Origin of the sequence: Escherichia sp. WS2035 (assembly GCF_046487065.1) — a bacterium.
In the GTDB taxonomy this organism is placed as follows: domain Bacteria; phylum Pseudomonadota; class Gammaproteobacteria; order Enterobacterales; family Enterobacteriaceae; genus Escherichia; species Escherichia coli.
Genome location: NZ_JBJQKD010000011.1, coordinates 152,964 through 167,365, shown reverse-complemented (window position 1 = coordinate 167,365; position 14,402 = coordinate 152,964). Strand labels below are relative to the sequence as shown.

At 48.1% G+C, this 14,402-nt stretch carries 15 protein-coding genes; 2 read left to right on the top strand and 13 right to left on the bottom strand.

The window, feature by feature from the left end:
* On the bottom strand, positions 1-1,360 hold a 1,360-nt coding region (locus tag ACJHX4_RS18590; RefSeq protein ID WP_410239918.1), incomplete at its 3' end, for a phage head-binding domain-containing protein.
* Between the two features lie 148 nt (positions 1,361-1,508).
* Between ACJHX4_RS18590 and ACJHX4_RS18585 the strand changes: the two genes are divergently transcribed.
* Positions 1,509-1,760 carry an Arc family DNA-binding protein gene (locus tag ACJHX4_RS18585; protein WP_000532176.1) on the top strand — a complete coding sequence of 84 codons (252 nt, stop codon included), beginning with the start codon at positions 1,509-1,511 and terminating at the stop codon, positions 1,758-1,760.
* Positions 1,761-1,776: 16 nt separating this feature from the next.
* On the opposite strand, the gene ACJHX4_RS18580 is transcribed toward ACJHX4_RS18585, so the two are convergent.
* The gene (locus ACJHX4_RS18580; protein ID WP_000821222.1) at positions 1,777-2,196 is read right to left on the bottom strand and encodes a hypothetical protein; all 420 of its coding nucleotides are present in this window, start codon (positions 2,194-2,196) and stop codon (positions 1,777-1,779) included.
* Between the two features lie 138 nt (positions 2,197-2,334).
* Between ACJHX4_RS18580 and ACJHX4_RS18575 the strand changes: the two genes are divergently transcribed.
* A complete protein-coding gene (locus ACJHX4_RS18575) occupies positions 2,335-2,703 on the top strand; it encodes a hypothetical protein (protein WP_001334102.1) in 369 nt (122 codons plus the stop codon).
* Positions 2,704-2,727: 24 nt separating this feature from the next.
* Here ACJHX4_RS18575 and ACJHX4_RS18570 read toward each other — a convergent pair whose 3' ends face one another.
* The 11 genes from ACJHX4_RS18570 to ACJHX4_RS18520 all read right to left on the bottom strand — a co-directional run bounded on the left by ACJHX4_RS18570 (position 2,728) and on the right by ACJHX4_RS18520 (position 14,402).
* Positions 2,728-4,566, bottom strand: a complete 1,839-nt coding sequence (locus ACJHX4_RS18570) for a hypothetical protein (protein ID WP_032275668.1) — start codon at positions 4,564-4,566, stop codon at positions 2,728-2,730.
* Positions 4,566-5,981 (bottom strand): DNA transfer protein, encoded by a 1,416-nt coding sequence (locus tag ACJHX4_RS18565; protein ID WP_247773348.1) that lies wholly within the window; start codon positions 5,979-5,981, stop codon positions 4,566-4,568. The genes ACJHX4_RS18570 and ACJHX4_RS18565 overlap by 1 nt, the downstream gene beginning before the upstream one ends.
* 9 nt (positions 5,982-5,990) lie before the next feature.
* Positions 5,991-6,683 carry a hypothetical protein gene (locus ACJHX4_RS18560; protein WP_000964864.1) on the bottom strand — a complete coding sequence of 231 codons (693 nt, stop codon included), beginning with the start codon at positions 6,681-6,683 and terminating at the stop codon, positions 5,991-5,993.
* Positions 6,684-6,685: 2 nt separating this feature from the next.
* On the bottom strand, positions 6,686-7,141 hold the full coding sequence (locus ACJHX4_RS18555; protein WP_247773350.1) for a DUF2824 family protein: 456 nt from the start codon (positions 7,139-7,141) through the stop codon (positions 6,686-6,688).
* Positions 7,141-7,842 carry a hypothetical protein gene (locus ACJHX4_RS18550; protein WP_047662491.1) on the bottom strand — a complete coding sequence of 234 codons (702 nt, stop codon included), beginning with the start codon at positions 7,840-7,842 and terminating at the stop codon, positions 7,141-7,143. The genes ACJHX4_RS18555 and ACJHX4_RS18550 overlap by 1 nt, the downstream gene beginning before the upstream one ends.
* Positions 7,842-9,260, bottom strand: a complete 1,419-nt coding sequence (locus ACJHX4_RS18545) for a packaged DNA stabilization protein gp10 (protein ID WP_097512561.1) — start codon at positions 9,258-9,260, stop codon at positions 7,842-7,844. Before ACJHX4_RS18545 ends, ACJHX4_RS18550 begins: the two co-directional genes overlap by 1 nt.
* Before the next feature lie 9 nt (positions 9,261-9,269).
* A complete protein-coding gene (locus ACJHX4_RS18540) occupies positions 9,270-9,731 on the bottom strand; it encodes a packaged DNA stabilization gp4 family protein (RefSeq protein WP_001140510.1) in 462 nt (153 codons plus the stop codon).
* Complete coding sequence (locus ACJHX4_RS18535) at positions 9,712-9,900, bottom strand: hypothetical protein (RefSeq protein WP_001389518.1); 189 nt, start codon at positions 9,898-9,900, stop codon at positions 9,712-9,714. Before ACJHX4_RS18535 ends, ACJHX4_RS18540 begins: the two co-directional genes overlap by 20 nt.
* 41 nt (positions 9,901-9,941) lie before the next feature.
* On the bottom strand, positions 9,942-11,201 hold the full coding sequence (locus ACJHX4_RS18530; protein WP_247773352.1) for a P22 phage major capsid protein family protein: 1,260 nt from the start codon (positions 11,199-11,201) through the stop codon (positions 9,942-9,944).
* A gap of 18 nt (positions 11,202-11,219) precedes the next feature.
* Positions 11,220-12,113: a scaffolding protein gene (locus tag ACJHX4_RS18525; RefSeq protein ID WP_247773353.1), complete on the bottom strand. Its 894-nt coding sequence runs from the start codon at positions 12,111-12,113 to the stop codon at positions 11,220-11,222.
* A 90-nt stretch (positions 12,114-12,203) separates the two neighbouring features.
* On the bottom strand, positions 12,204-14,402 hold the full coding sequence (locus ACJHX4_RS18520) for a portal protein (protein ID WP_247773355.1): 2,199 nt from the start codon (positions 14,400-14,402) through the stop codon (positions 12,204-12,206).

Sequence of the window (14,402 nt, the reverse complement as noted above, 5' to 3'; positions counted from 1 at the left end):
CTACTGTATTCTCAAAAACAGTCCCGCTAAAATTATTACCAATTGACGGAAACCTGATTACACTTATTGTACCTTGTATTTCAGGAGAAATACCAGATAGTGTGATGTTAGTTCCATCAAATGATACATCTGAATACGTATATACTGATTCACTGCCAGCAATTTTAAACTGTTTAACTGAAGTTATTCTCATCGACTTTTTATGTTTAAATGTCACTGAGCTTTCAGTATTACTTACAAGATCAATCTGAGGGCTATTCCTTATCGCGATTCCTGACTGGACATAAACGTTATTAAAGTGCGTTTTTTCAGGATTTCCCTTCATTGAAAGGCTCCCGTCATTTTCTGTCAGTAGTAGTCCTTTTACCCTCCAATAGCCGACAATCTGTACGTTATCAATAACTGAATCACAGCTATCGTATACATGCAACCCTATATCCCAGTTATCACCCAATGAATAAGAATCAGGGTTATTGTATCCTTCAATACCATTTTTACTTACCATTATTCTCAGATTGCGTAACTGTGATGCCCTGTTGATACTAACAGCTACGCTCATGGCTTTTGGTGTAGCAGGAGTAACACCTACAGAATCTTCATTCGTAAACTCAGTGAACTTACAAGATATCCCTTCAACAATTTTAACCGGTTTTTCATTAGAGATGTTAAAAAAATATTTGTTTTTTTCTCCATCACCAGTAAATACAAGATGGGTTCCTTTACTCCAACTTTTTAATAATCTTTCAGGCGCTGGTCTATATGTATCCCAATAATCAATGCCAGATCCAACCAGTGAACACCCCTCAGGAATGTTAATATTCTTCTTGATGATGCATATTCCTTCCGGAATTGTTATAACCGACCTTCCAGAGTTTAAAGCTTTAATAAAAGCATCTGAATCATCTGTTTCCCCATCTATTTTTGCTCCCCACCCTCTAACATCTCCACAATCTCTCCATCGTGCCATCTGCAACTCAGGATATTTTTTAGCGCCATCTGGATCTTCTAATTGCTGCCGTAGCTGATCGGGGTCATACTTCAGCACATTAGGAAAATAGAACTGCTGCGCACCATATGCATCATAAACAGCCATAGAATGGCCTTGCACGGTAACGAATTTGGCAATCTGTCCGTTATATACAGGATAACCAGCAGCGTTAATGATGATTGGTTGAGAAACAGGAACGTGAGAACCGTCTTCGTTCTCTACATAAACCTGAATCCGGTTTTCAGGATTTACCGGGTCAGTGTCAATTTTACCGATATAAATTTTGCCATTGGCTACGGCTTTAAAAGAACGCGCCATAGTGAAGAGTTGCGAAGGCATACTCACTACAACATTGGCTGTAATGTCTGTCATTTAATTTGCTCCAGATACAAGGAATCGCCGCAGCATTGCCACAGTGATGCATTATTAATCAAAAAAAATACGACCACTGTGGTCTTATTGATGATGCAACCAGCAGATAATAAGATGCCGATCCACTCACAAAAGCGAGGCATCAAGAATGGGAAGAGATGACCCGCAATTTAATCTGCGGCTACCTTACGAATTAAAGGAAAAACTAAAACAGCGAGCCAAATCCAATGGCCGCTCTCTTAATTCAGAATTAGTTCAGATAGTGACTGATGCTGTATCAAAGCCATCCAAAATTTCAGGCTATCGAGACGATGCGGAACGCATCGCTGATGAGCAGTCCGAACTTGTTAAGAAGATGGTGTTTGATACGCTGAAGGATTTATACAAAAAACCCACCTGATGGTGGGTTCCATTTATTAGTCTTGCTTTGTGGACGGTATAAGGGATGCATTTGCCTCTTTAGGCTTCAAGGTATACATCCCACCATTAAATGGATCTACAGCAAGCCAACCAATTAACCCACCAAACACAAGATTTCCACCAATATACCAACCATTAGCATTGGCTTTGATTGGCAGGGTAACTGGTTCGTACCCATCCTTCTCCATAGTGATCTGGTAGCTCTTTTTGCCAAAATAACTACCATCTGACTTGGCAAGAGTTACTCCTTGCGGGGTCTTACCTTGCGCAACAATCACGCCTGATTCGTCTTTTACCTTAAAGCTCGCACCGGAAGGATTGCTGTTCACTTGCACAAGCTGCGTTTCGTCACCAACAATAGTTGCGCACCCAGATAACAATATAGCGCCAGCAACGACGCCAATAATCCTCTTCATATCAATTTCCATATTTAAAAAACCGGAAACATCCTAATGACAAACCATTCAAATGTGAAGTAGGCAAAGGATGTTTACTTTTTTCATGGTATCCTGCTAAAAACTAAGGAGGTTGTCGTGAAGCAATTTCTTACTGCTATGTTCTTATTCATATCTTTTGGGGCTACAGCAGAGTGCTGGGTCGTTGGAGATATGCGCGGAATAAGCTATTCAGAACGAAATAATTTCCATCCGGAAGAAGATGGTTTTAGTGGAACATTCATCATTAAGACAAACGGTGAAGATGCCAGCATCACATATTCTGGGACAGATGCGGGCGGCATGGCTTACAAAGCATTGTCTAAAAACTCCATCATAGGAATCGGCGCGAATGGCGAAACTCAACGCGTTATCGACTCATGGGTAATACATCCTACTGGAACAGTTTTAATGTCAAAAACCATTTCCGGTTATGGAAATATGGATTCAACCAAAGCTTTTGTTGGAAAAGTAAAAAGAAAATGTTAGCGATTGAATCCAATTTCCCATACGTTACTGCTGTGTTGCCTCAGTAGCAAACAGCGGTCTGATGGCATTCGCAGCGTTATTTATCGCTCTTTCATAGGCTGGTGTTCCTGCTTTGGTGTTTGCCAAACGAAGAAGCATATTCCTTGCCGCTTTGGACTCATACAAGCGCATCATTGCACCAAAACCAGCCTCAAGCCCCATTGATACGCCAAGGGTCGCAGTTGCGCCAATCGTCCTTATCCTGTTGGCTTGCGATTGCCCCGTCTGAGTTACTACATTTGCGGTGTCTGACCTTGCTGTTTGCTGTAGAACTTCATGAAGAGCATCAAGCTCTTTCATGTGCTTTCCAGAAAAAATAGTGTTGTAAATTTCACCGCCTGACTGAGATTTCAGCTTATTAACTTCAGTGATGAACTTGGCTGGAGAGTCCCCGGCCTTTTCCGCTATTTTGCTGACGTAAGCTGCACGCATAGCATCTTTCCCCTTATCATCCAGTGCGCTCCAGATTCGTTTCACGTCAGATGGTTTTCTGCTTAATACAACGGTATTTATAAGTTCAGGACTGGCTTCACTGCTTGCCTTGTTGAGCTTGTTGGCAATGTTTTTATTAAGCACCTTATTATAAACGTTTGCATAATCGGAATTTGCTTTAAGGTATTTTGCTGCGTCTGATGCACCGAGGTTTTTAGCAACTGCGTTACGAAGGTCTTTTGACATTGCATTCTCTACCATATTGGTAGCTGCTTTTGCCTGGTTGGGGAAGACCATAGCATCTCCCTGAACATTAGATCTAAATGCTGTTCTGTGCTGACGCAAGAGATCAAACGTAACATCCAAATCAGTTGCAGGGTTTGCTAATTCTTCACGTAGGTTACGCAAGGATGTAAGCAGGCTTTGATTGGCTGAAGTCCCAAGCCGTTCCTGTCTTGCGATCGCTGTATTCAGAGCATTCATGGTATTTGTGGTATCAACTGCGGCATTACCCATTTTATTGGTGACGTCATTGATAACAGCGCCAGCAGCATCCTTCCGCCCCCTTAACGTGGTGGTAAGAGATTTCACCACATCATCAGGGTTGTACTCACCAAAACGGTCAAAATAATTGCTTACCAGCTTACTACGCGTTGCATATTGCTCCGCTCGCTTTGAGCCTGTCCCGAGCAAAGCCCCCTCAGCATCCTGAGTAAGTCCGCGAGTGAAAGCATTTTTCGGCGGGATAACATCAGATGTCATTGGTGTCACGCCCATCGATTCTGATGTGGCAATTTTCTTCGCCACTTCTGGCGCAATATCACCCTTTATAGCCGTTATTCCACGCCCTATTCCCTTTGCTGCTGCGGAAAGAACACCCTGAGCGGCAAGGTTAACTCCGGCATTTTTAGCTGCATTTTGTGCGAAATCGCCTTTCTGATTTGCGGCCTCTGCCAGTGATCCAATAGCCATGCTTCCTGCCGTTCCAACTCCTGGAACTAAATACCCGCCAATTGTTTCTCCAGCTTGCGCATAAGGGTCTGTCGGTCGATCGACTGGACGATAGACATCATCCAATACTTTTGGCCCACCAAGCCCCTGACTGATTGCATTAATCAGACTTGCGCCACCCTGCAATACGTCAAATGGTATGTTTACCAGACCACGACCAGCCTGTTCTGCAATTTGCCCTGCACTTTGACCACCAGTGAGCCAATCGCCAGCTTGTTGCATTAATGATGGTTCTTCCCGTGTTGGTGCATTATTGGCCTGATTAACTGTTTGTTGCTGAACAGCCTGACCAGCAAAATACTCATCAATGGCGGTGCCAATATCTTCGGTGCTCGTACCATCAGGAAAGGTAAATGTCTTACCGTTTGCAGTTACTTTCATCATTCCACCGTAAATTGAATGCCCGATTTTGAGGTATATGATCCACCCTGATTCCGTGGTTCTCCTGAAGGTGTCGAATCTTGTGCTGGCACTGCGTCAGTATTCATTGACATATACCGCTTAACGGCACTCCCCAATGATTCACCTTTTTTAACATCCAACCCCAATATCTGACCGCCATTACGCGATTGTCCTGGATTGCCATTCGCGCTCATCCACTCGGCTTTAAACTCATTAAACTGCGCGTTTCGTCGCTCAAGGTTTGCCATCGCATCAAGCCATCTTGCGACCGTCTCAGGGTTATCCATGTCAGTTGGTGCACCCTGCCGAACGATCTCAACGTCTTTATCCGTTGCGGGGCCGGGAGGTAGGAATTTAAGAACCTGACTGTTAACAAGGGCATTTTGGCGAATGCGCAAATCACGCAATGTCGTATCGCTTCCGGTAAGTTTTGCGAACATGTTCTGTGCGTTACCGAACAAACCTGTCGTTGGTTTTTCTGCTCTGAACTGTTGAGCAAGCGCACTCATGGAATTGGCTGAGTTTGATGATGCTGTGGCATTGTTTACAGCCGTCTCGATGCCTTTTTCCATGTTTACTGACAGCTTAGGTGCTTCGCTAATCAACTGCTGAGCCTTTTCCTGCGCTTGCTGCATCTTAAACCCGAACTCTTGCTGATCCAGAGCCAAGCGTTGTGCTGCGATATTGTGCCCAGTCATTGCTGACTGATAGGAAAGGTTTTGCCCTCTCGCCTGAAGTGCTTCTCCAGCCTGATTGCTTCGGATTGTCTCTGCCAGTCTGCCCCGGTCAATTTCACGACCAGCCATCTTGTCCTGAACAGCAAACGCCTTTTCTGGTCCAAGCGCACCGAGAGACATAGTAGTCAGCATGTGTGATAGCTGCTCTGGATTCTGGATACCTGTCTGAATCATCCAGTCAGCATTAGCACCAACGCGATTTAACCTGTCCTTGTTGTCAGTAATGAATTTACTGTAGGCTTCCGGTCCCTGAGAAAGAGCGACGTTAGCCCTCATGGCTAAATCGCCCATATCGTTGCGTTGCTGATCATTAAGACCGGAAAACGCCTGTTGTGCCTGTGCAACAAACGCTGGATTTTCCTGGGCAAACTTAAATAGTCCCGATGGATCACCAGAAGCCCATGCATCAGCGTGAACCTTATTGAACGCACTAATAGCTTTCTGTTGCTGTTCCTGATTGTAAATATCAGCAACTCCAGCCAGACCACGTAACGCGGTCAGACCAACGTTATTTGCACCTGAGCGAGTCAGTTCATTGTTTTCGCGGATCAGACCAAGCGTTGCGTTAATGTCGCTTGCCTTTGGCGCATTCTCATTTTGCGTACCGATGCCAGCCAGAAAACCACCAGAATTAATACCCTGTTGCCACGTAGCCATGATTACCCCTTAAAACAACGAGCCAAGCAGACCAAGACCGCCGCCGATCGCAGCCCCCCACGGAGTTGATGAACCAATTAATTTCGCAAGTCCAGCCCCAGCAATAGCACCAGACGCACCTCCGCCAATAGCAGATTGCATTGCTGATGGTCTGTTGGCATTTGCCGCTGCAAGAGCCGCACTTTGCTGCGAAATCTGACTCATGTTGTTGGCATATGTTTGCCCGGCGTTTGCCTGCCCCTGAAGCGCGCCAAGACCAATATTTGCCAGATTCTGGTAGTTGTTCATCTGACCAGATAGCCATTGCTGACCAAGCGTTGGTGCGATTGTTGCTAACTGATTACCGGTTGCAGTGGAACCCAATCCACCTGTTGCTTCCGCTGCCGCCAGACTCTGATAGCGAGCCTGACCAGCAAGATCTTTGTACTGCTGAGAGTTGTAATACTGGTTAAGTGCCTGACCTTGCCCTTCCAGAGACGATAAGTTCTCGAGGCTGCCGACATACTTATCAGCCAGAGGAGTAAACGGCTTCAGGTTGTTCATGATGGTGTTGAACTGCTGATTTTGCAGGTCTGCGGCATACTTCTGAGCTTCTGCGGCATACTTTGCGCTTTTATCAGAGCTGCCACCTTTCCCGCCTTTTTCAGGGCAATAAGGTTCCTCGCCGCGCAGTTTTCTGCCCAGCTTAAATGCATATAACATGGCTATCTCCCGTGATTCAGGAATTCGATTAGTTCTTCGCGTGTGGCGCTGTAAAAAGTCACGTCATCCACGCCTTTAAAGTATTTCTTGATGGTTCCGACACGCTTAAGGCCAATCATTGCGCAGTACATCTGCCCGTGGCGGAATTTGCGCGCAGCGAACGATGTGACGCACTGAACGGTGGTGTTAGTCAGAATGTATCGCCAGAACGCCAGCCCGATTTCCTTGCTGAATCCACGAACCTCTGGCAGGTACATGGCGTGGCAATCGAATGTAAGCGGCTGAACCTCCTGATAGTAAACAATGCCTCCAAACTGACCGTGCACGTTCACCTCAAAGTAACGGCAATCAGGTTTGTAGTCGTATCCATCACCGTTGTTGCTCCCGGCGATGATGTCAGGGTGATTTCCTACTGCTTCGATCAGGTCGATGTTTCGCGTTGGTTTGAATGTAATCATCAGTCAATCAGCCCATGTAATCTAAGTGCTGTTTCAAGCGCCAGAGTACGCTGCCGCGCCTGCTGCAAACCTGTAGCGAGAGCTGCGACTTCGGATTGTGTGTACGTAGTGCCGACCGTGTATGACTGGTTAGCGTTGAATGAGCCAAGAAGTGGCGTACCTGTGGCTGCAGTCCATCCGGTATTTCTTGCTCCAACAACCTGAATTCCATCAACTGAATATGATGTTTTTACATCCAGCGGTGACGCAAGAGACTGCAATTCGGTTACGGTTTTCGATACGTAATCACTCTTAATGCCAGAGACATCGTTTTCTACGTCATCCAGTCTTTGGTCAACAGTGACCAGATGCGCCTGAATATCGATAACCTCATCCAGCAAGTAATCAACATCGCTACGCAGTACGACTATCTTCCCTTCGGCAGTTGTTAACCTGACCTCAAGGAGATTTATCGCTTTTGTGTTTGCGGTGATTCTTGCGTCGTGATCAGCCAGTTCGACATCCTGTTCATCGTTTTTCACCTGAGCATCGTAAGCGCCCTGACCAGCCTGATTTGCCTTCCCGGCAATTGCGCCGACATCAGCCCCCTGATTAATGACATACAGCAGGTAAGACTGGCTGAATATATTGCGTGGAAGGATTGATGTGTCGAGCCGTGTAGCCTGAATGATTACCGGCTCATTGAGATTCGAATCCGCCATTACTCAATCCTTATCTGGCAGCCAGACAGAGTGACAGGTGACTTCGTGATAATGCGCAATTTGAAGCCGACATTTTTCCTGATGCGCCCTACTCGCTTCCACAAAACACGTTTGTCGTAAACGAACGGTTCATTCTGCTCAATCATCTGCTCACGTCCGTAATTGATGCCGTCAGTGGTTGCAGAGAGGAACAGGCGGTCGGCGTACTGCGCAACACCAGTTGAAGATTCAACCTCAAGGTCGAACACTCTTGCGTTATCCGCTTTGAACAACGGAGTAAACAGCAGGTGTTCCTGTTGCTTGTCGTACTGGCTGCTGATATCGAACTGCAATTTGCCGGTAACCGATTCCAGCTTATCGCCGCACGTTATCTGATTGCCTTCGTAAATGAAGTCAATAGCGCGGTACACATCGTCATACAGGCCTGTTTTCAGCACACACCATTGCGGACCATTGGCGCTTGAAGATGCGTCGTACACGAGAACATGGCGCGGAAGGTGGATAATCAGCAACTCATGCGCATCAAACCGCAGCGATTCCATCACGCCATCAGCCAGTTCATCAGCAGTGTAGGAGCGGAGGATTTTCTCAATGCTCGCGCTGGCGATTGGTGATACCTGACCGGAGCCGATGATGTATACAGACGGCGCACCCGTTGCCGGATTGCTGATGAACGCATAAGAATCAGCGAATGGCGTTTTGCAGTAAGTCCCGGCAATACCTTTCTGCACCATCAGCGATGGTTGTGCAACATACAAAGCGGCACCAACGGTGGTTGCACCAGTCAGGGAGAAATATTCAATCGTCGATGAACCAAAGCAGACAATGAAGTCTCGCCATGTTCCGATACCGATTATTCCGTCAGGCTGTGATTCTGCCCGATATTGTGCGCTGTAGCGGTCAGGATGCGATTCGTCTTCAAGGTCAGTGATAAACCATGAATCGGTGCCGTCTTTTGACCACGCATAACGCCCACGTAATCGCGTAATGTCGCGGACTGAGCCTAACTCATACTGCGTGAATCCGCTGTCTGCAGGCCAGTTTGAGACGGTTTTAACCGTGCCATCATAGCGATACTCGACCAGTTGACCATTAACGCCTACAGCCTGAGATGTCCGACCATGAGCCATTGATACGCGACCACTTCCGGAAACATCACCGACTTCGCTTTCGCCCTTATACAGCTTGCCCCCACACACGCGATAAACAGCACTCTGCGCCATGTTGTACTCGACGCCGCGAGATACACCGTTCACATCAGAACGTTTTGCAATGCCCGGGAATGAGCGAAGATATCCGCTGCTGTTCAGGATTTCTTTGGGTGTAGCCAACATATTCGCTGGCAGATAGTCGATATAGTCGGCGTTTCTGAAATCTTTGCCGACACCTTTCATAAGCGGAAGTTGCTGAATCGGCATTTATTCACCTCACGTACTCGGATCATCTTTCTCGATGTAAAACCGATTCCACGTAAACGCGCTTTTGTTACCACTACCGCGAGGCATGTCATTTCGTCGCTCAAGTGGTGGTATTTTTGTTAAAGCGATACAGATTGTCTGATATGCACTGTCAGCAGCGGTCAGGAGAGCATCCGACGGCTGAATGACGTTATCCATGCACACCTGCACAGCGAGCTTCAAAGCGACGCCATCATTTGCCCATGCAGGGATACCTGAATCATCGTCAGGTAACGGCATGATGCCGTTTTCTGTATCAGCAAACTGATATCCAAGCTCGATACCTTTCGCCTGCCATGCTGCCATCATGTCTTCGAGGTCATTAATGGCATCTTCAATTGCCTGAGGGTCGGCATCTGTCAACGTGGCATTGGAATACAGCCCGGCTTTTCGTAAAGCCTTTAGAACGAGATCACCCTTCGTTTTCGCCATCTTCTTCCGCCTTAGCCACTTTTTGCTTCGTTGCGGTTTCTTCAGGAGTTTTTACCCAGCCTTTTTTCAGGTGAGATTTAACTTCTTCGTCATCAACAATGATGTAATCGACAGCAAACTGACCACAGGTGATCATGTTGCCCGGCTTATAGAGCATTGTTCGTGCCATTGTCTTCTCCCAATAAAAATGGGGCCGAAGCCCCACCCAAATTACTGCCCGGCAATAACGATGCCCGTATATTCAGGAACAAGTACAGAGCAACCGTACAGAGTGGTGAAACGAGCAGTGGTTACGCCTTTGATGTGGTCGAAGGCGTAAGACATGATCAGCGTAGCTCCCTGCTCGGTGGTTGCTGTCATTACCTGTGGACCCTGACCAGTCGGGAACGCCAGTTTGCCGTACATCAGTTCAACAGAACCATCAGCCCAGAACAGGTTAGCCGGTGCGGCATTCTTGTTGAGAATGGTGATTGCTGCTGATGCTGCCGGTTTGGCATCGACGTTTGCATATGGACGACTCGCAACATCGGCATTTCCAACAGGGAGAATCTTTGGAGAGATTGTTACGGTGGTTCCTGCTGTGTCTACTGCCAGAACGCGGAATACCTGCGGCTGCCCGGTGGTATCTTTGGTGATCTGGTGTACGGAATTCACACCTGCGATGGTAAACGCATCGCCAACCTGCAAGCCTTTAGCAGATACCGTAATGGTCCCCTGTCGGTTATCAACAGGCATGCCATTTGAATCTTTCGCTTCAACCTTGTGTTCAGGTTGATTTGATACTGTCAAGGTTTCAGTGCTTCCTGCCGGTAATCGACCGGAAATATCGGTCTTGTAGCTATCAAAGGAAGCAACCGGAGGGATCTGCGCTTTTTCGTATGCTGTCAGGGTTGCGCCCTGAGCGTAGGCACGGTGACCAAGCTCGCCAGCAAGGTCTTTGTAGTTGAAGGGGTTCCAGAAAGAGCGACGGTTGATACCCTGAGGTACACCAATCGCCGTCATGGTGGCATCAATATCTGCCGCACCATTCCACAAGGCAAGGCCCCGTGAGCCATTTTCTGAGGCAGGAATTGCGACCACGTTAGTAGCACGCTGCGTGACCATGGAAATCAGGTCAGAGTCAATCTGTGCAGCAAGGCGCATACCTGCGGCGCGACCAGCTTCAGTTTTATGTTCCGGGTCACGCATTTCACGCGCATCCAGAGTGTACAGAATGTTTTTCGGCTCCTTGAACACAGAAGGAACAAGGCGCTGAACCAGTGCTGTTGGCGTTTTGCTGCTGAGGTCGAGGCCTTCCTCAATATTCATGTGGTAATGCTGCGGACGATACAGAACATCACCTGCTCGCTGCATTGCTGTATCACCGGGACGGAATTTTTTAGCGTTACGGGAAACTACGCAGGCGGCCTCAAATCCTTCAACGTAGTTTTCGAACATGATTTCAAGGTCTTTTGCTAATTGGTTAGCCATGCTTAATGCTCCGATAGGTTATTTTTTTGCCTTTTTAGCGGCGAAATACGGCGTCCAGTCACCAGTTTCCAGCGCCTTGGCTTTCAGTTTGTCGAGGTTATTGATTACTGCGCCGTTGCTCCCCTTAACTGTCGGGGTTGTGGCTGCCGTGGTTTTTGCTTTTGGCATGATTCTGGCCTTAGATTCGATACGTTCCAGCAGACGACCAATTGCTACGGGGTTGGTAGCTTCTGCCAGTTGCTTGCGCAGTTCAGCGTTGCGACCAAGCGCCAGAACAACGATTTCCGGCTTCTCTGACTCAAACAGGATCGCGTTTTGTGTCTCGATGGGGATTTCCTCGAGTACGGCCTGTTCTGCTTCCTGATAGCCAGGAACCTTGAGAGCCTTAACACGTTGCTGATATTTGGATAATCGCTCTTGATAAGCAGCCTGAAGCTCCTGCTCCTTCTGCTTGCGAGCCATCTCCTGTTGCTGGTACTTGCCGTTATCCTCTGCCCACTTAGCCATGCGTTGCTGATAGATTTCTTCATCGAAACCGATGTCCTCATCGTCCAGTTTTGGCATTCGCGGTGGTTGAGTGATTACCGGCTGCTGCTCGGCAGGTTTCTGAGACTGACGCATCAGCTCTTTCAGCTCGCGGTCTTTCTCTTTAATCGTCTTGCGCAGGTGTTTTACCAGTCCATGCTCTGCGCTATCTTCACTGGTTGGCGAATCCAGCTTTTCGTCACCAAAGTAGAATTCCTGTTCTGATTCGTCGTCATCAGTTTCAGTAGCTTCCTCTGCATCATTGCCGGAGGACTCACTGCCATCTTCTGTTTCGACTTCTTCAGCCAGTTCGACATCATCAGGAATCTGCTCTGACGCGTCGGTTTCGATTTCAACTTCTGGTGTGTTTTCTGCCATCTGGTCCATTTGTTACCCCTGTTTACTCGATGTTCAGCCCATCGGAAGGCAATAGGGTGCCTGGCCTCATAAAGACAGCCATTGCACGTTATGGGTTAATTACTGCTGTGGTTGTTGCTGAGTTGATTTTTGCAGGATGCTGCTGATGTCCATGCGCTGCGCATGGCCCTGTGCCTGACTTTTCAGGACAAGCTCTGCATCAGCACGGGCATTGTCTCCTTGCTGTTGCTGGAACTGTCCGAGCAGTTTCAGAGCCTCGCGGATATCAGATTTCTGCTGACTATCGGCAGATGCGAGTATTTTCACAACATTTGCCGCTGCAACCTGAGCATCAGTCTGTGCCTGGAATGCTTTAACCTGAATGGCTGCCTGTTCGTTCTGCGCTTTCTGCAATTCAGCCTGACCAGCAAGAAGCTGACCTTGCGCTGCAACCATAGCCGGATCTGGCTGACTGGCCTGTTGTTGTTTCGCCTGTTCAACCATCTGCTGTTCTTCAGGCGTTCTCGGCTTGATAACTCCAGACAGAAGCAACTGATTGCGGTTGTATTCTTTAAGATCGTCCATCCCTTCGCCGTCCATATTGTCGAGGATCATCGACGATACAAGGTCGTGTTTCGGCGTTCCGGGCGGGATAAGTGCCAGCATGGAAAGTAACGACTTAACCGTTGCGTCACGGCGAGTAGCGAACGACTGACCGACATCGACAGTCACTTCATAGTTACCCTGCGAAAGGTCGTTAAGCGCGATAACCTGCCCTGTCTGACGGTCAACCACTTCACCAGTCATCAGCGCCACGTCATCGCTGCCGTCCTCATTAACGATGCGCATTGGCGTATCGCTGCCATAGACTTCACGCGCCATAGAAAGCCACACGACGCCAGCGCGGCGCATGGATTTAGCCATGTTGTCCATGTAGATATAGGACTGCGTGTCCATCCGGTTAAAGATGCTATCAACGGTATCGGTAGCGACGTTGCTCGGCATGTTCTCAAGCTGCGACGCACCTGTAATTTGCTGAATAGCCGTTCCGGTGTACTGCAATAGCCCGGCAAGAGCTGGCGGCATTTGTGTCGGAGGTGTATAACTGCTGACCTGAGCCTGCGCAGTAATATCTCCGTTTTTGTTTTTCAGACTGACCATCGGCAGGAACGCCGGGCGCTTTTTGTTGCGCTCCGCCCAATGAGTGGCAAGAGGACCAGGAATCATGTCAACATCAACTACAGGAATGCCATCACCGCCAGCCTGAGTAGCGTTATCTGCAATCATGGAAACCATCAGGTTCTCAAGACGCTGTGCATCCATCGCTTTTGCTGCGTGACCTTCGATTCGCTCCTGATTATCAACAAATGATCGACGCCCATATACCGGGATGAGAGGAATATGTTCGCCCGGAATACGCTTCGGTTCTTCCAGCCATTCAGCGCCAGACAGAAGGCCGCAATAAACGCGGCGTTTCTTCACTGTCCGCTCGCCAATCAGTTCGAATGCGCCATCGGTCAGCTCGTCGACAATATCTTTGATTTGATCTTCATCATAGATTGCCGTTTCTCCGCTAACAGGGTTACGCCATGCTGTGAGCTTCACCTTCTCTATGCGAACTTCGTAGTAGCGACCAACATAGATAGCATCGGGCGTTGACCAGTCATATTGAGTGCCAGTGTCATCACGAGAAAGGCTTGCCGCGGTGGAATCAGGGTATTCAGCCTCGAACGCCTTGGGCGTCATGGAGAACATTTCCATAGCCCACATAGCATCAGAGCGGTCATATTGCTTGCTGTCCTGATCGAAGAAGACGCATGTCGCTGGGTCGTAAACAGGAAGAAGACTGATGCGTCGCTGCTCGTTACTCGGATCCATTTCATCTTCGTAATCAGCACACATGCGGAAACAACCGAACCCGCCCGTTACAGCATCATCAAATGCGTTATCACACGCTTCACCACCTGATGTTTCCTGATAGTCAGCGCGGAATTTGCCGTTCATCTTTTCGGCTAACGCTTCCGATGCCTTATCGTCCTTCGGCCTGAATTTAACGCTGATGCGATTCTGTCGATACTCGCCAATGATGCGATCACATTCACGGGCAATCTTATTCAGTTCAAAGCGCGGATAATGCTCAAACCTGCCTTCATCAAATGAGTAACCAGCGTTTGTGCTGCCTTCCCACTGTGCGCCGGACACCCGGACGAAACGTTGAGCCTCAATAATCTGCTCTCGCATATCCTGCGTTGCTGACCAGGCATTATCAAAGTTGCACAGCACCTTGCGATGCCAGTCAGTCATCTTTTTTTCTGCCAT